Genomic DNA, 16084 nt, shown 5'->3' on the forward strand with positions numbered 1-16084 from the left:
CTGTCCGGCGGCAAGCCGGGGTGGCGCCGCGCCGACACGGCACCACCCCTGACTTGCTTTCACTTTCACGCGCTCACCCGCGGTCCGCCAGAGTTGCAGGCCGTTGCAAGCGGGTGCGCTGGATATTCCAAAGCACCGCAGGTGACACGGGGGCCCGATGAAGGACGTACCGCTGAAGGACGACGCACCACTGAACGACAAGGACACACCACCGCACGACGTGCCGCTCGATCTGGCACGGCTCATGGCCATGGACGGTGCGCGGGCCGCCCGGCTGCTGCACCGGGTACGGGACGCCGCGCTCGCGGGCGAGCCGCCGCCGGTGGCTCCCCGGCCGGTGATCGAGGCGTCCTGGCGGCGGATGCTCGATATCGGGCTGGATCCCGACCGGTCCGCGAACGGTGTGCCGCTGGAGCCGGACGAGCTGGAGCGGCGCAGACGGGCCTCCGCGCTGGGCGAGGCGATGGACACGCTCAGCGGTGCCCTCCGCGAGATCGTCCACTCCTCGCGCCAGGTGATGGTGGTGACCGACGACGAGGGGTGGGTGCTGTGGCGGGAGGGCGGTGTCGCCACGCTGCGGCAGGCGGACGACGTCAGGCTCGCGGAGGGCGCCGCCTGGTCCGAGCGGGTCATGGGGACCAACGCGATCGGTACGGCACTGGCGGTGCGCCGGCCGGTGCAGGTCCACTCCGCCGAGCATTTCGTCCATGACCTGCACACCTGGACCTGCGCGGCGTCGCCGGTGCACGATCCGCGCGACGGGCGGCTGATGGGTGTGGTCGATGTGAGCGGCCCGGCGACGGGCTTCCATCCGACGACGCTGGCGCTGGTCAGTTCCGTCGCCCGGCTCGCGGAGAGCGAGCTGCGCCAGCGGCACGGCCGGGCCGTGGAGCGGCTGCGTTCGGTGGCGGCGCCGATCCTGTGCCGGCTGGGGGGCCGCGCCCTGGCGGTCGACCCCGATGGCTGGACGGCGGCGGTGACGGGCATGCCGCCGGTGGACCGGCTGCCGCTGCCGAAGACACTGCGGGCGGGCCGGCTCTGGCAGCCCTCGCTGGGCATGTGCACGGTCGAGCCGCTGCCGGGCGGCTGGCTCCTGCAAGTGGACGAGGAGTGTCCGCCCACCGAGACGCCCAGCCGGGTGGTGCTGGACCTGAGCCGCCCCCGGCGCTGGTCGGTCGCGGTGTCCGGGTCGGCGGGCGGCTGGGCGCAGGAGCTGACCCCGCGCCATGCCGAGCTGCTGTACATCCTGGCGGTGCACCGGGCCGGGCGCAGCGCGGCGGAGCTGGCGGGCGATGTGTTCGGCGACCCCACCAGGACGGTGACCGTACGGGCCGAGATGTCGCGGGTGCGGCGCCATCTGTCGGGCGTGCTGGCGCACCGGCCCTACCGCTTCAGCGAGGAGGTCGAGGTGGAGGTCGTACGGCCCGAGGACCCCGCCGATCTGCTGCCGCACTCGACGGCGCCCGCGGTGCTCGGCGCGCGGCGGCTGCCCTGTCCGTGACGCCGGCGGAGCCCGAGTCCCCAGGGCCGCGTCCCGGAAGGTTCGGGCGGCGTGGTTCTCTGTCCGGTATGAGCATCTCCGTGACCACCTGGTCCCTGGAACAGACCTCGCCCGACGATCTGCGGCCCGCCGCCGCGCCCGGGGGCGACGTGCGGATCGTACGGGCGGAGGTGCCGTCGGCGGAGTTCAGCCGGTTCCTGTACACGGCCGTCGGTGACGATGTGAGCTGGCGCGACCGGCTCGCGCTGACGCGGGAGCGGTGGCAGGAGATCATCGCCGCGCCCGGGGCGGAGACCTGGGTGGCGTACGAGCGGGGCACCCCGGCGGGGTACATCGAGCTGGCGGCGCAGGACGGTGCCACGGTCGAGGTCGTCTACTTCGGGCTGATACCGGCCTTCCGCGGCCGGCGGATCGGCGGCCATCTGCTGTCGTACGGCGTGGCCAGGGCCTGGGACCTGGCCGAGCGGTGGCCGGGTACGGAGCCGACCAAGCGGGTCTGGCTGCACACCTGCTCGAAGGACGGGCCGTACGCCATGGACAACTACCTGCGCCGGGGCTTCCGGCTCTTCGACACCAAGATCGAAGAGGAGCCGTAGACCAGGCCCTAAACCCGCCGGGCCCGTGACGGGCACCACATCGTCTCGCATCATGGGACACCTGAGTCCAGATCATGGACGGCAGTGGACTGCCCGGAGATCCGCGTGACACGCTTCCGTCATGTCCCGAGCTGGAATTGCCTTGGTGAGTCGGCTGCACGTCGACCTCGGCCGCATGTCCAGCGCCATCTGTCCGGCGGGCTGAGAGTCCCGGCACCGCCGCGATCCAGCGCTCTCCCGCTGTCCTGAATTCTCTCTGAGATCCTCAGCCGCGCACCGCCGCGCCCACGCGCGGGTGTGCGGCTCAGAGCCGCCCTCCTGCATGTCTCGAAGGACGTATCCGCCATGGCCGCCACCCCGGAAAAGCCCTCCAGCGCCACGCCACGCCGCAAGGTGAGCCGTCACCGCGGCGAGGGCCAGTGGGCCGTGGGTCACTTCACTCCGCTCAACGGCAATGAGCAGTTCAAGAAGGACGACGACGGTCTCCATGTGCGGGCGCGCATCGAGAACGTCTACTCCAAGGCCGGGTTCGACTCGATCGACCCCAACGATCTGCGCGGCCGGATGCGCTGGTGGGGTCTCTACACCCAGCGTAAGCCCGGGATCGACGGCGGCAAGACCGCGATCCTGGAGCCGGAGGAGCTGGACGACGAGTACTTCATGATGCGGGTACGGATCGACGGCGGCCGGCTGACCACCGAGCAGCTGCGGGTCATCGGCGAGATCTCGCAGGAGTTCGCGCGCGGGACGGCCGACATCACCGACCGGCAGAACATTCAGTACCACTGGATCCGGATCGAGGACGTGCCGGAGATCTGGAACCGGCTCGAAGCGGTGGGGCTCTCCACGACCGAGGCGTGCGGTGACACCCCCCGCGTGATCCTCGGTTCGCCGGTGGCCGGTATCGCCGAGGACGAGATCATCGACGGCACCCCGGCGATCGACGAGATCCAGCGCCGGATCATCGGCAACCCCGACTTCTCCAATCTGCCGCGCAAGTTCAAGTCCGCGATCTCCGGATCGCCGTCGCTGGACGTGGCGCACGAGATCAACGACATCGCGTTCGTCGGGGTCGAGCACCCGGAGCACGGCCCCGGCTTCGACCTCTGGGTGGGCGGCGGGCTCTCCACCAACCCCAAGATCGGCCAGCGGCTCGGCGCCTGGGTGCCGCTGGACGAGATCCCGGACGTCTACACCGGTGTCATCTCGGTCTTCCGTGACTACGGCTACCGCCGGCTGCGCACCCGCGCCCGGCTGAAGTTCCTGCTCGCCGACTGGGGCGCGGAGAAGTTCCGCCGGATCCTGGAGGACGAGTACCTCAAGCGCGCGCTCGTCGACGGCCCCGCGCCCGAGCAGCCCGTCCACCGCTGGCGCGACCACGTCGGTGTGCACCGGCAGCGCGACGGTCTCTTCTACGTCGGATTCGCGCCGCGCGTCGGCCGGGTGGACGGCGTCACGCTGACGAAGATCGCCGAGCTGGCGGCGGCTCATGGCTCGGGCCGGCTGCGTACCACCGCCGAGCAGAAGATGATCGTCCTCGATGTGGCGGAGGACCGGATCGAGTCGCTGGTCGCCGGTCTCGAGGCGCTGGACCTGCGGGTCGACCCGTCTCCGTTCCGGCGCGGCACGATGGCCTGCACCGGCATCGAGTTCTGCAAGCTGGCGATCGTCGAGACCAAGCGGCGCGGCGCCACGCTCATCGACGAACTGGAGCGCCGCATCCCGGAGTTCGACGAGCCGATCACGATCAACGTCAACGGCTGCCCGAACGCCTGCGCCCGTATCCAGACCGCGGACATCGGTCTCAAGGGCCAGCTGATGCTGGACAAGGACGGCAACCAGGTCGAGGGCTTCCAGGTGCATCTGGGCGGCGCGCTGGGCCTGGAGGCCGGATTCGGCCGCAAGGTCCGCGGTCTGAAGGTCACCTCCGAGGAACTGCCCGACTATGTCGAGCGGGTGCTCGGACGGTTCCAGAAGGAGCGCGAGGACGGCGAGCGTTTCGCCAGCTGGGCGGCGCGCGCGTCGGAGGAGGCGCTGTCGTGAGTGAGCGCGCGGCCCCCTTCTACTGCCCTTACTGCGGCGACGAGGACCTGCGTCCGAACGAGCAGGGACACGGCGCCTGGGAATGCGCGGCATGCAATCGCGCCTTCCAGTTGAAGTTCCTCGGGCTGCTGTCCCGTGGACTCCAACGGAGCGATGGAGGCGAAGAGATATGACAGCGCTGACGGAGACCGACGATCCCCGTGCCCTCGCCGAGCGCGCGGGCCGCGCACTCGAGGACGCCTCGGCCCTGGAGATCCTCACCTGGGCCGTCGACACCTTCGGCGAGCGGTTCTGCGTCACGTCCTCGATGGAGGACGCGGTGGTCGCCCATCTCGCCTCCCGGGTGCGGCCCGGTGTCGATGTGGTCTTCCTCGACACCGGCTACCACTTCCCCGAGACCCTCGGCACCCGGGACGCGGTGGACGCCGTGATGGACGTCCGGGTCATCACGCTCACCCCGCACAGGACCGTCGCCGAGCAGGACGCCGAGCACGGCCCCCGCCTGCATGACCGCGACCCCGACCTGTGCTGCGCCCTGCGCAAGGTCGCGCCCCTGGAGGAGGGCCTGACGGCATACGACGCCTGGGCCACCGGACTGCGCCGCGACGAGTCCCCGAGCCGGGCCGGCACCCCGGTCGTCGGCTGGGACGAGAAGCGCGGCAAGGTCAAGGTCTCCCCGATCGCCCGGTGGACGCAGGACGACGTGGACGCCTATGTCGCCGAGCACGGTGTGCTCACCAACCCGCTGCTGATGGACGGTTACGCCTCCGTGGGGTGCGCCCCCTGCACCCGCCGGGTGCTGGAGGGCGAGGACCCGCGCGCCGGACGCTGGGCCGGACGTGCCAAGACCGAGTGCGGGCTGCACGGATGACGGGCCGTCAGGAGGAGGGACGTGCGAGCGTGACGGAGCCGACGGATGCGACGGGGACGGCGGACACGAAGGGGACAACGGAGCTGGGCGCGACGGTCTGGCTCACCGGACTGCCGAGCGCGGGCAAGACGACCCTCGCGAACGCACTGGCGGACCGGCTGCGCGCCGAGGGCCACCGCGCCGAGGTGCTCGACGGCGACGAGATCCGGGAGTTCCTCTCCGCGGGCCTCGGCTTCAGCCGCGAGGACCGGCACCTCAACGTGCAGCGCATCGGCTTCGTCGCCGAGCTGCTCGCGTCGAACGGCGTCAAGGCGCTGGTGCCGGTGATCGCACCGTACGCGGACAGCCGTGAGGCGGTGCGCAAACGCCATCGGACCGAGGGCACCGGGTATCTGGAGGTGCATGTGGCCACGCCGGTCGAGGTGTGCTCCGTACGCGATGTGAAGGGGCTGTACGCCAAGCAGGCGGCCGGCGAGATCTCCGGGCTGACCGGGGTGGACGACCCCTACGAGGCACCGGACTCGCCCGATCTGCGGATCGAGTCGCACACCCAGTCCGTCCAGGAGTCCGCCGCCGCGCTCCACGCACTGCTCACCGAGAGGGGTCTCGCGTGACCACCACCGTCGCCGCCGTCACCGAGGGCACGGACGCCCCGTACGCGCTGAGCCATCTGGACGCCCTGGAATCCGAGGCGGTGCACATCTTCCGCGAGGTGGCGGGCGAGTTCGAACGGCCGGTGATCCTCTTCTCCGGCGGCAAGGACTCGATCGTCATGCTGCATCTGGCGCTGAAGGCGTTCGCGCCCGCGCCGGTGCCGTTCTCACTGCTCCATGTGGACACCGGGCACAACTTTCCCGAGGTCCTCGAATACCGCGACCGTACGGTGGCCGCGTACGGACTGCGGCTCCATGTCGCCTCCGTGCAGGAGTACATCGACGCGGGGAAGCTGCGCGAGCGGCCCGACGGCACCCGCAATCCGCTCCAGACCGTGCCTCTCACCGAGAAGATCCAGGCCGAGCGGTTCGACGCGGTCTTCGGCGGTGGCCGGCGCGACGAGGAGAAGGCCCGCGCCAAGGAGCGGGTGTTCTCGCTGCGCGACGAGTTCTCGCAGTGGGACCCGCGCCGTCAGCGGCCCGAGCTGTGGCACCTCTACAACGGCCGGCACGCCCCCGGCGAGCATGTCCGGGTCTTCCCGCTCTCCAACTGGACCGAGCTGGACGTCTGGCAGTACATCGCCCGCGAGGGGATCGAGCTGCCGCAGATCTACTTCGCCCACGAGCGGGAGGTCTTCCCGCGCAGTGGCATGTGGCTGACCGCCGGGGAGTGGGGCGGCCCCAAGGAGTCCGAGACCGTCGAGAAGCGGCTGGTGCGCTACCGCACGGTCGGTGACATGTCCTGCACGGGCGCCGTCGACTCCGACGCCACCACGCTCGACGCGGTGATCGCCGAGATCGCCGCCTCCCGGCTCACCGAGCGCGGCGCGACCCGCGCCGACGACAAGCTGTCCGAGGCCGCGATGGAAGACCGCAAGCGCGAGGGGTACTTCTAGCCATGACGAGCACGAGCACGAGTGACAGCGCCACGGAGCGGTTCGCGGAGCGGCTGTCGGCCACCACACTGCTGCGGTTCGCCACCGCGGGCTCGGTCGACGACGGCAAGTCCACGCTCGTCGGCCGGCTGCTGCACGACTCCAAGTCGGTGCTGACCGACCAGCTGGAGGCCGTCGAGCACGCCTCCCGCAGCCGCGGCCAGGAGGCACCCGACCTGGCGCTGCTCACGGACGGACTGCGGGCCGAACGCGAGCAGGGCATCACGATCGATGTCGCCTACCGCTACTTCGCCACGCCCCGGCGGCGGTTCATCCTCGCCGACACCCCCGGGCATGTGCAGTACACCCGGAACATGGTGACCGGCGCCTCCACCGCCGAGCTGGCCGTGGTGCTCGTGGACGCCCGTAACGGCGTGGTCGAGCAGACCCGCCGGCACGCCGCGGTGGCCGCCCTGCTGCGGGTCCCGCATGTGGTCCTGGCCGTCAACAAGATGGACCTCGTCGAGTACGCGGAGCCCGTGTTCGCCTCGATCGCCGAGGAGTTCACGGCGTACGCCGCCTCACTGGGCGTCCCGGAGATCACGGCGATCCCGATCTCCGCGCTCACCGGTGACAACGTGGTGGAGCCGTCCGCACACATGGACTGGTACGGCGGCCCGACCGTGCTGGAGTATCTGGAGACCGTCCCGGTCAGCCATGATCTGGCCGAGTGCCCGGCGCGCTTCCCGGTGCAGTACGTGATCCGCCCGCAGAGCGCCGAGCACCCCGACTACCGCGGCTACGCGGGCCAGATCGCCTCCGGGGTACTGCGCGTCGGCGACCCGGTGACCGTCCTGCCCTCGGGCCGTACGAGCACGATCGAGGGCATCGACGCGCTGGGCGTCGGCGTGGGCGCGGCCACCACCGTGGACCTCGCCTGGGCCCCGCAGTCCGTGACCGTCCGGCTCGCCGACGACATCGACGTCTCGCGGGGCGATCTGATCGCGCCCACCGCGCAGGCGCCCGTCACGACCCAGGATGTCGAGGCGACCGTCTGCCATGTCGCCGACCAGCCGCTGACCGTGGGCCAGCGGGTGCTGCTGAAGCACACCACCCGTACGGTCAAGGCGATCGTGAAGGACATCCCGTCCCGGCTGACCCTGGACGACCTCTCCCAGCATCCGGCCCCGGGACAGCTCGTCGCCAATGACATCGGGCGGGTGAAGGTCCGTACCGCCGAGCCGCTCGCGCTCGACAGCTACGCGGACTCCCGGCACACCGGCTCCTTCCTGCTGATCGACCCCGCCGACGGAACGACGCTGAGCGCCGGTATGGCGGGCGACGCCTTCGCCGCGGCCCCGGCGCCCGACACCGTGCCCGCCGTCGACGACGAGGGCTGGGACTTCTGATGACATCCGGACAGGACCTGACGGTCCACGACGTCTACGCGACGTTCGCGAAGGAGGGCGGCCGGGTCGGCAGCGGCGCCCTCGGCGCGGGAACGGGCGGGGTGGCGCGATGTGCGCGATGACGTACGCGCACCGCATGCGCGCCCGCACCCCCCACCCGCGGTACCCGCACGACCCGCACCACCCGTTCCGCCGAAAACCCGCCGACTTCCCGGCCGCGCCCCCGACTCCGTAGAAAAGGGCGTGAGCACCGGGCCAACGAGAGGACCCCCTCCCGTGCCTGTCTCCCGCACCACCGCCCGCCGCAGACTCACCGCCGTGGCCGCGCTGCCGCTGCTCGCCGCCGCGCTCACCTCCTGCGGCTACGGCTCCGAGGCCGACAAGAGCGACACCGCCTCCCCGGCCGCCGAGGGCAAGGCGCTCTCCGTCGACACGGTGAAGATCGGTTACTTCCCGAACCTCACCCACGCCACCGCCCTCGTCGGTATCCAGGAGGGTCTCTTCCAGAAGGAGCTGGGCGGTACGAAGGTGGCGCCCTCGACCTTCAACGCGGGCCCCTCCGAGATCGAGGCCCTCAACGCGGGCAGCATCGACATCGGCTTCATCGGCCCCTCGCCCGCCATCAACGGCTACACCCAGACCGGCGGCAAGAGCCTGCGCATCATCGGCGGCTCCGCCTCGGGCGGGGTCAAGCTCGTCGTCGACCCGGCGAAGATCAAGACCCTGGACGACGTCAAGGGCAAGAAGATCGCCACCCCGCAGCTGGGCAACACGCAGGACGTGGCGTTCCTCAACTGGATATCCGAGAAGGGCTGGAAGGTCGACGCCCAGTCCGGCAAGGGTGATGTCTCCGTCGTCCGTACGGACAACAAGATCACCCCGGACGCCTACAAGTCCGGTTCCATCGACGGCGCGTGGGTGCCGGAGCCGACCGCGTCCAAGCTCGTCGCGGAGGGCGCCAAGGTGCTGCTCGACGAGTCGGATCTGTGGCCGGACAAGAAGTTCGTGATCACGAACATCATCGTGTCGCAGAAGTTCCTCGGCGAGCACCCGGACGTGGTCGAGGCCGTGCTGCGCGGCTCCGTGAAGACCAACGAGTGGATCAACGCCAACGAGGACAAGGCGAAGGCGTCCGCCAACGAGGCGCTGAAGACGCTCTCCGGCAAGGCGCTGCCGCCCGAGGTCCTCGACCCGGCGTGGCAGTCGATCCAGATCACCAATGACCCGCTGGCCGCGACGCTCCAGGCGGAGGCCGATCACGCGGTCAAGGCCGGGCTGCTCGAGAAGCCGGACCTGAACGGCATCTACGACCTGGGGCCCCTCAACAAGGTGCTCAAGGCCGCCGGTCAGCCCGAGGTGGCCGACGCCGGTCTCGGCGCCAAGTAGGCCAGGACCAGGACCGTATCCACCCGTTCCCAGGAGGTGACGACCATGGCCACCACGTTCGCCAAGGCCGCCGAGAGCACCCCGGCGGTGGACCACGCCGCCCGTATCGCGCATGTCTCGAAGTCCTTCGTGACACCGGCCGGGCAGCAGCTCGTCCTGGACGACATCACGCTCGACGTCGCACCGGGCGAGTTCGTCACCCTCCTGGGAGCCTCGGGATGCGGTAAGTCGACCCTGCTCAATCTGGTCGCCGGGCTCGACCGGCCGTCCGCCGGGTCCATCGAGACACCCGGCGGCCGGCCCGCCCTGATGTTCCAGGAGCACGCGCTGTTCCCGTGGCTGACCGCGGGCAAGAACATCGAACTGGCGCTGCGGCTGCGCGGCGTGCCCAAGCAGGAGCGGCGCGGCGAGGCGGAGCGGCTGCTCGGTCTCGTACGGCTGGAGGGCTCGTACGGCAAGCGGGTGCACGAGCTGTCCGGCGGGATGCGGCAGCGGGTCGCGCTGGCGCGCGCGCTCGCCCAGGACAGCCGGCTGCTGCTGATGGACGAGCCGTTCGCGGCGCTCGACGCGATCACCCGGGACGTCCTGCACGACGAGCTGACCCGGATCTGGCGCGAGACAGGTCTGTCGGTCCTCTTCGTCACGCACAACGTGCGCGAGGCGGTACGGCTCGCCGAGCGCGTCGTCCTGCTGTCGTCACGCCCCGGCCGGGTGGCCCGCGAGTGGCGGGTCGACATCCCGCAGCCGCGCCGTATCGAGGACAGCGCCGTCGCGGAGCTGTCGGTCGAGATCACCGAAGAACTGCGTGGGGAGATCCGCCGCCATGGCCAGCACTGAGACGACGCGCGAGGACACGTCGCCGGGGGACGCGGCGCGCGAGGACACGTCGCCGGGCGGCACCGCTGCGGGTGGCACGGCTCCCGGGGACACGGCTCCGGGGAACGCCTCGTCGCACGGCGACATGGCCGGCCTGGAGGCCGGGCTCGACGCGCTGGACACCGTACAGACCGGGCGTACGCCACTGCGCGAGACCCTCGTCAAGAAGGTGCTGCCGCCGGTCGTCGCCGTCGCGCTGGTGCTGGTGGTGTGGCAGATCCTCGTCTGGGCCCAGATCACCGACGACTACAAGCTGCCCTCGCCCGGAGCGGTGTGGGGCGAGGTGTCCGACGCCTGGACGCAGGGCACCCTGCTCGGCTACATCTGGACCAGTGTGTCGCGCGGCCTGCTGGGCTTCCTGCTGGCGCTGGTGATCGGCACACCGCTGGGGCTGCTGGTCGCCCGGGTGAAGTTCGTCCGCGCGGCCATCGGCCCGATCCTCTCCGGACTCCAGTCGCTGCCGTCGGTGGCCTGGGTGCCGCCTGCCGTGATCTGGCTGGGGCTCAACGACTCGATGATGTACGCGGTCATCCTGCTCGGCGCGGTCCCCTCGATCGCCAACGGCCTGGTGTCCGGCGTCGATCAGGTGCCGCCGCTGTTCCTGCGGGCCGGGCGTACGCTCGGCGCCACCGGACTGCGCGGAACCTGGCACATCGTCATGCCGGCCGCGCTGCCCGGTTATCTGGCCGGGCTGAAGCAGGGCTGGGCGTTCTCCTGGCGTTCGCTGATGGCCGCGGAGATCATCGCGTCCTCGCCCGATCTCGGTGTCGGTCTCGGGCAGCTGCTGGAGAACGGCCGTACGGTCGGCAGTATGCCGATGGTGTTCCTCGCCATCTTCCTGATCCTGATCGTCGGTATCGCCATCGATCTGCTGATCTTCAGCCCGCTGGAGCGACGTGTGCTGCGCGGCCGTGGTCTCCTGGTGAAGAGCTGATCCCATGCACGAGTCGCACCGCGCGCATCGCACGCACCACAGGTATTCCAGGTATCCCATGACCCACGCACACCCTCCCGTCCTGCTGGTCATCGCCCACGGCAGCCGCGACCCCCGGCATGCCGCGACCGTGCACGCCCTCGCCGGGCGGCTGCGGTCGCTGCGGCCGGGGCTGCGCGTGGAGACCGGCTTCCTGGACTTCAACGCCCCGTCCGTCCCCCAGCTGCTCGACCGGCTGGCGCTGGAGGACGTACGGGACGTGATCGCGCTGCCCCTGCTGCTGACGCGCGCCTTCCACGCCACATCCGACATCCCCGCGGTGCTGCGCGAGGCGTCGGCGCGCCACCCGCTGATGCGGATCCGGCAGGCCGAGGTGCTCGGCCCCTCGCCGCTGCTGACGGACGCGCTGGAGCGGCGGCTGTACGAGGCGGGGCTCACCCCCGCCGACAAGGGCTCGACCGGGGTCGTCCTGGCCTCGGCGGGCTCCTCCGACCCGGAGGCGATCGCGGTGATCGCTGAAATCGCGCGGGAGTGGCGGCACACCGGTTGGTGCGCCGTGCGGCCCGCGTTCGCCTCCGCATCACTGCCCCGCACCGAGGACGCGGTGCGCGCGCTGCACGCCGAGGGCGTACGGCGGGTCGCCGTGGCCCCGTACGTCATCGCCCCGGGCCGCCTGCCCGACCGCATAGCGGCCGGTGCCCGGGAGAGCGGCGCGGAGGTGCTGGCCGGGGTGCTGGGCACCGCCCCCGAGCTGGCGCGGCTGCTGCTGCGCCGGTACGACGAGAGGGCCTCGGCCCCGGAACGCCTCAGAACGCTGGCCCGCCCGGCGTAGCGGTACCGTTCGGCCCTATTCATTCCGCTCGTCCATACGGAGACTCGGAGGAGCGGAAGGTGGTAACCATGGAATCCAAGGAATGGACCGTGCGGATCCACATCACGGAAGAGGGTGACGAGACCACGGCCGATGCCGTCCTGACCAGCCTCGATACCTCACGCATCGCGGGCAGGGGCATGGCCCGGCGCAATCCGATCGACCGGACCGTACCCGAGATAGGCGACGAACTCGCCGCCAGCCGCGCGCTGGAGGATCTGGCCATCCGCCTGCATGACGTCGCCTCCGACGACATCGTCGACCTCGCGGGCCCCGCGGAGGCGTCCCGCAGATAACGGCGACCGGAAGTACCCCCTGCGAGCTGCGGCGGGAGGGTACGATCCGGTATGTCGTTCTGGACACCCTCACCGCCGACCGGCTGGAGCGGGCGCTCTCCCCGACCGGGATCGCCTCGGAACGGAACCGCTTCCCTCTCCTCGACCGGACCTCGGCCGCGGTGCCGCGTCTGTGCGAGGCCCACGGCCTCGCGTTTCCGCCCTGGTTCCCGTCGGCCAACGACGCGCTGACGTGGACACGCTCGAGGCGTCCACCACAGCTGCCACGCCCGCCAGGCCCACGGCGTCTGCCACGCCCGCCACGCCCGCCACGCCTGCCACGCCTGCCACCGACTGACGGAACCAAGGAGCACCTACGCATGACCACCGCGGCCACCGTGGTACGCGCGGAAGATGTCGATGTCGTCCGCGACGGAAAGCTGCTGCTGGACTCGGTCTCACTGACCGTACGCGGCGGGGAGCACTGGGCACTGCTCGGTGCCAACGGCGCGGGGAAGAGCACCCTGCTGGGGATGGTGGGCGCGGTCACGCACCCCACCCGCGGCACGGTCGAGATCCTCGGAGAGTCCCTCGGCCGGGTCGATCTGCGGCAGCTGCGCGCCCTGCTCGGCCATGTCAACCCCCGTCATCCGCTGCGTTCGCCGCTGCGGGTGCGTGATGTCGTACTGACCGGGCTGACGAACTCGGTCGAGCCGGTGCCCCGTTGGTCCGCCACCCCGCGCGAGCGCGAGCGCGCGGGCGAACTGCTGGCCATGCTGGGGATGGACGGCAAGGGCGAGGCGCGCTGGCCGACGCTCTCGCAGGGCGAGCGCGGCCGGACGCTCATCGCCCGCGCGCTGATGCCCCGGCCGAGGCTGCTCCTGCTCGACGAGCCGGCCACCGGTCTCGATCTCGCCGCGCGCGAGCAGTTGCTGAGCAGTCTGGACGCGCTGCGGCGGGAGCATCCCGAGCTGGCGACGGTGCTGGTCACCCACCATCTGGAGGAGCTGCCCGCCTCCACCACGCATGCGATGCTGCTGCGCGCGGGACGGTGTGTGGGGGCGGGGCCCGCGGACGAGGTGCTCACCACGGACCGGGTCAGCACCTGCTTCGACCATCCGGTGCGGATCTCCCGTACGGACGGCCGGTGGACGGCGCGCGCCGAGCGGGTCGGTCCGGCCGCGGCGCGCGTGCGGGAACGGGCACAGGAACGAGAGCGCGCACAGGGTCCCGGGCTAGTCGAACAGCGTGCCCTGGTGGAAGAAGAGCAGCCAGCGGTCATCGGTCAGCCGCCACAGTGAACTGCGGTGGGCCCGGCGGCCGTTGGAGTCGCTGTCGTAGGTCAGCTGCACCACATCGGGAGCGAGTCGCACGCCCCGCATCTTGGAGGTGGTGATCGGCCGGGGCACCGAGGCGCCGCCCTGCTCCGTGAGCATCGTGATGACCGAGGCGCGGTCCCACTCGCGGCCGGAGGCGCCGAACTCCCTGAAGTCGGGGTGGAGCAGCTCCGCGAGCAGGATCGGCGAGGACCGTACCGCCCGGTCGAGCAGCCGCAGTTCGGCCCGGATGGCGGCGGAGATCGCGGAGGTTCGGTCAGTCACGGGTGAGCTCCACCAGTTTGAGTACGGTGTTCCAGTTCCGGGAGGTGGCGATGACGCCCTTGAACAGAGCCGGCCTGGCCAGCGCCGCGGCGAGCTTGGAGCGTCCGAGGCCGTCCGGCGCGTACAGATACAGCGCGCGGTCGCCCAGCCGGAACTCCTCGGGGAGGTACGCGGCCGGATCGAGCGACGCGAGCCGCTCGGGGCCCACCGGCTCGGAGAAGCAGGTGAGATGGAGCTGCCTGCCCTCCAGCGCATGCGCCGGGAAGGGGCAGGCTTCGGCGACGGCCCGCAGATACGGACCGCCGCGCACCAGGCAGTCGACGGTGAACCCGAAGCGCCGCTCGATGGCGTGCTCCAGAGCGGCGGCGAGGGCGCTCTCGTCGTCCGATTCGCTGGTGAAGACGGCGTTGCCGCTCTGGAGGTGGGTACGGACATCGCCGTGGCCCAGCTCCGAGAGCAGCTCACGGAGGTCGGCCATCGGGACCCGCCTGTGGCCGCTCACATTGATCCCGCGCAGGAGGGCGGCGTACGTCGTGGTCATGAGCACACGATAGGACGGGAGGCCGCGCACGGGGCACCCGGCGCGAGCGGATCACGGCGGGCGGGGACGACGGGCCCACACGGGCGCGACGGGCACATGGCGGGCACACACGGCGCGACGGCCGCCGCACTCCGTGGGGGAGAGCGCGACGGCCGCCGGATGTGCCGAGCCCGCCGGATGTACCGGGACTACTCGACGATCTTGAGCAGCTTGTTCGGGGTGCCCGCGGACGGGTTGGTGATGACGTCCGGGACGGCGCCATCGGTCAGGGCCGTGGCGACCTGGTCCGGGGTGGCGTCCGGGTGACCGGCGAGGTAGATCGCGGCGGCACCGACCACATGGGGCGTCGCCATCGAGGTGCCGGAGATGGTGTTGACGCCCGTGTCGCTGTCGTTCCAGTCCGAGGTGATGGCGGAGCCGGGCGCGTAGAGGTCCACCAGCGTGCCGTAGTTGGAGAAGCTCGACTGGCCGTCGGTCTCGGTGGACGAGGCGACCGTGATAGCCTCCTCGACCCGCGCCGGCGAGGTCGTGCTCGCGTCGCTGGAGTCGTTTCCGGCCGCGACGCCGAAGGTGACACCGGAGGCGATGGCGTTGCGGACGGCCTCGTCGAGGGCGGGGTCGGCGCCGCCGCCGAGGCTCATGTTGGCGACGGACGGGCCCTGGTGGTTGGCGGCGACCCAGTCGATCCCGGCGACGACCTGCTCGGTGGTGCCCGAGCCGTTGTCGTCGAGGACCCGGACGGAGACGATCTTCGCCTTCTTGGCGACGCCGTGCGAGGCGCCCGCGATCGTACCGGCCACGTGTGTGCCGTGGCCGTAGCCGTCGTCGGCGGAGTTGTCACCGTCGATGGCGTCGTAGCCGTAGCTGGCGCGGCCCTCGAAGTCCTGGTGGCTGATCCGGACGCCGGTGTCGAGAACGTACGCGGTCACGCCCTCGCCCGCGCCGTCCGGGTAGGTGTAGGCGCTGTCACCGGCGGTCGCGGTCTGGTCGATCCGGTCGAGACCCCAGGACGGCGGGTTGGTCTGGGTGGCGCTGACGGTGAACGTCCTGTTCTGGACGACCTTGTCGACGGCCGGGTCGGCCGCGAGGCTCTGGGCCTCCTGCGCGGTGAGCCCGCCGGCGGAGAAGCCGTTGACGGCGGTGCTGTAGTCGCGCTTCAGCTGGCCTCCGTACTCCTTGGCCAGATCCTTCTTGTCGGTCTTCCTGGCGGTCTTCTGGTCCAGCAGCACGATGTAGCTGCCGGCGACCGCGTCCTTGGCGTCGGCGCCGTACACCACTGCCTGTGCCGGAGCCGCGCCCGCTGTGGGGGAGGTGAACGCGGTGATTCCGGCCGCGGCGGCCACGGCGGTGAGGGCGGCGGTGAGCTTGATCCTTCTCGCGCGCTTCTGTATGGCCATGAAGAGGGGACTCCTCGTCACTATCTGTGGGGGGATCGCCCGCCGGACGGAAGATCTCCGACGGACTGATGCGAAACCCTGGCCGATTGACGCGCTCAGATCAAGGGCTTCATACAGCCGTGACGCGGTAAACAACATTTCGTAATAAGAAATCGGCCAGTCCGGAACACATCGGTCCTGACCGCCAACCCCCGGGAGGCGCAGGGGGCTTCGGACCTCTTTCATGAGAGATGTCCGCACGGCCCCGGGAGGAGG

General features: G+C 71.0%; 18 protein-coding genes. 15 read left to right on the forward strand and 3 right to left on the reverse strand.

All coding sequences use genetic code 11. From position 1 onward, the window contains the following. Positions 1 to 244: 244 nt before the first annotated feature. The 15 genes from ACIOGX_RS16560 (at position 245) to ACIOGX_RS16630 (ending at position 13591) form a co-directional block, all read left to right on the forward strand. On the forward strand, positions 245 to 1501 hold the full coding sequence (locus tag ACIOGX_RS16560; RefSeq protein WP_401914232.1) for a GAF domain-containing protein: 1257 nt from the start codon (positions 245 to 247) through the stop codon (positions 1499 to 1501). A gap of 68 nt (positions 1502 to 1569) precedes the next feature. Continuing rightward, positions 1570 to 2097: a GNAT family N-acetyltransferase gene (locus ACIOGX_RS16565; protein ID WP_383963179.1), complete on the forward strand. Its 528-nt coding sequence runs from the start codon at positions 1570 to 1572 to the stop codon at positions 2095 to 2097. 121 nt (positions 2098 to 2218) lie between these two features. Further along, positions 2219 to 2302, forward strand: a complete 84-nt coding sequence (locus ACIOGX_RS16570) for a putative leader peptide (RefSeq protein ID WP_326614601.1) — start codon at positions 2219 to 2221, stop codon at positions 2300 to 2302. A gap of 140 nt (positions 2303 to 2442) precedes the next feature. After that, on the forward strand, positions 2443 to 4140 hold the full coding sequence (locus tag ACIOGX_RS16575) for a nitrite/sulfite reductase (RefSeq protein WP_129768891.1): 1698 nt from the start codon (positions 2443 to 2445) through the stop codon (positions 4138 to 4140). 169 nt (positions 4141 to 4309) lie between these two features. Then, on the forward strand, positions 4310 to 5011 hold the full coding sequence (locus tag ACIOGX_RS16580; protein ID WP_384764014.1) for a phosphoadenylyl-sulfate reductase: 702 nt from the start codon (positions 4310 to 4312) through the stop codon (positions 5009 to 5011). Beyond that, positions 5008 to 5625, forward strand: coding sequence for an adenylyl-sulfate kinase (gene cysC, locus ACIOGX_RS16585; RefSeq protein ID WP_401766253.1), 618 nt, complete (start codon positions 5008 to 5010; stop codon positions 5623 to 5625). The genes ACIOGX_RS16580 and cysC overlap by 4 nt, the downstream gene beginning before the upstream one ends. Continuing rightward, a complete protein-coding gene (gene cysD / locus ACIOGX_RS16590) occupies positions 5622 to 6560 on the forward strand; it encodes a sulfate adenylyltransferase subunit CysD (RefSeq protein WP_401913838.1) in 939 nt (312 codons plus the stop codon). Before cysC ends, cysD begins: the two co-directional genes overlap by 4 nt. Before the next feature lie 2 nt (positions 6561 to 6562). After that, on the forward strand, positions 6563 to 7948 hold the full coding sequence (locus ACIOGX_RS16595) for a sulfate adenylyltransferase subunit 1 (RefSeq protein ID WP_387014876.1): 1386 nt from the start codon (positions 6563 to 6565) through the stop codon (positions 7946 to 7948). Beyond that, a complete protein-coding gene (locus ACIOGX_RS16600) occupies positions 7948 to 8070 on the forward strand; it encodes a hypothetical protein (protein ID WP_356510423.1) in 123 nt (40 codons plus the stop codon). Before ACIOGX_RS16595 ends, ACIOGX_RS16600 begins: the two co-directional genes overlap by 1 nt. Positions 8071 to 8224: 154 nt before the next feature. Next, a complete protein-coding gene (locus tag ACIOGX_RS16605; protein WP_356510425.1) occupies positions 8225 to 9334 on the forward strand; it encodes an aliphatic sulfonate ABC transporter substrate-binding protein in 1110 nt (369 codons plus the stop codon). A gap of 45 nt (positions 9335 to 9379) precedes the next feature. Continuing rightward, positions 9380 to 10171, forward strand: coding sequence for an ABC transporter ATP-binding protein (locus tag ACIOGX_RS16610; RefSeq protein WP_129768885.1), 792 nt, complete (start codon positions 9380 to 9382; stop codon positions 10169 to 10171). Continuing rightward, the gene (locus tag ACIOGX_RS16615; RefSeq protein ID WP_401913843.1) at positions 10158 to 11144 is read left to right on the forward strand and encodes an ABC transporter permease; all 987 of its coding nucleotides are present in this window, start codon (positions 10158 to 10160) and stop codon (positions 11142 to 11144) included. The genes ACIOGX_RS16610 and ACIOGX_RS16615 overlap by 14 nt, the downstream gene beginning before the upstream one ends. A gap of 58 nt (positions 11145 to 11202) precedes the next feature. Beyond that, positions 11203 to 11976 (forward strand): sirohydrochlorin chelatase, encoded by a 774-nt coding sequence (locus tag ACIOGX_RS16620; protein ID WP_401913846.1) that lies wholly within the window; start codon positions 11203 to 11205, stop codon positions 11974 to 11976. Positions 11977 to 12044: 68 nt separating this feature from the next. Then, positions 12045 to 12311: a DUF1876 domain-containing protein gene (locus ACIOGX_RS16625; RefSeq protein ID WP_356510429.1), complete on the forward strand. Its 267-nt coding sequence runs from the start codon at positions 12045 to 12047 to the stop codon at positions 12309 to 12311. Between the two features lie 359 nt (positions 12312 to 12670). Further along, positions 12671 to 13591, forward strand: coding sequence for an ABC transporter ATP-binding protein (locus ACIOGX_RS16630; RefSeq protein WP_401913848.1), 921 nt, complete (start codon positions 12671 to 12673; stop codon positions 13589 to 13591). On the opposite strand, the gene ACIOGX_RS16635 is transcribed toward ACIOGX_RS16630, so the two are convergent. The 3 genes from ACIOGX_RS16635 to ACIOGX_RS16645 all read right to left on the reverse strand — a co-directional run bounded on the left by ACIOGX_RS16635 (position 13526) and on the right by ACIOGX_RS16645 (position 15829). Further along, positions 13526 to 13891 (reverse strand): DUF4440 domain-containing protein, encoded by a 366-nt coding sequence (locus ACIOGX_RS16635; RefSeq protein ID WP_129768880.1) that lies wholly within the window; start codon positions 13889 to 13891, stop codon positions 13526 to 13528. The genes ACIOGX_RS16630 and ACIOGX_RS16635 overlap by 66 nt on opposite strands. After that, complete coding sequence (locus ACIOGX_RS16640) at positions 13884 to 14432, reverse strand: DUF1697 domain-containing protein (protein WP_356510433.1); 549 nt, start codon at positions 14430 to 14432, stop codon at positions 13884 to 13886. The genes ACIOGX_RS16635 and ACIOGX_RS16640 overlap by 8 nt, the downstream gene beginning before the upstream one ends. Before the next feature lie 188 nt (positions 14433 to 14620). Next, positions 14621 to 15829, reverse strand: coding sequence for a S8 family serine peptidase (locus ACIOGX_RS16645; RefSeq protein ID WP_401913851.1), 1209 nt, complete (start codon positions 15827 to 15829; stop codon positions 14621 to 14623). Positions 15830 to 16084 lie beyond the last annotated feature (255 nt).

Origin of the sequence: Streptomyces sp. NPDC088147 (assembly GCF_044741565.1) — a bacterium.
GTDB lineage: Bacteria > Actinomycetota > Actinomycetes > Streptomycetales > Streptomycetaceae > Streptomyces.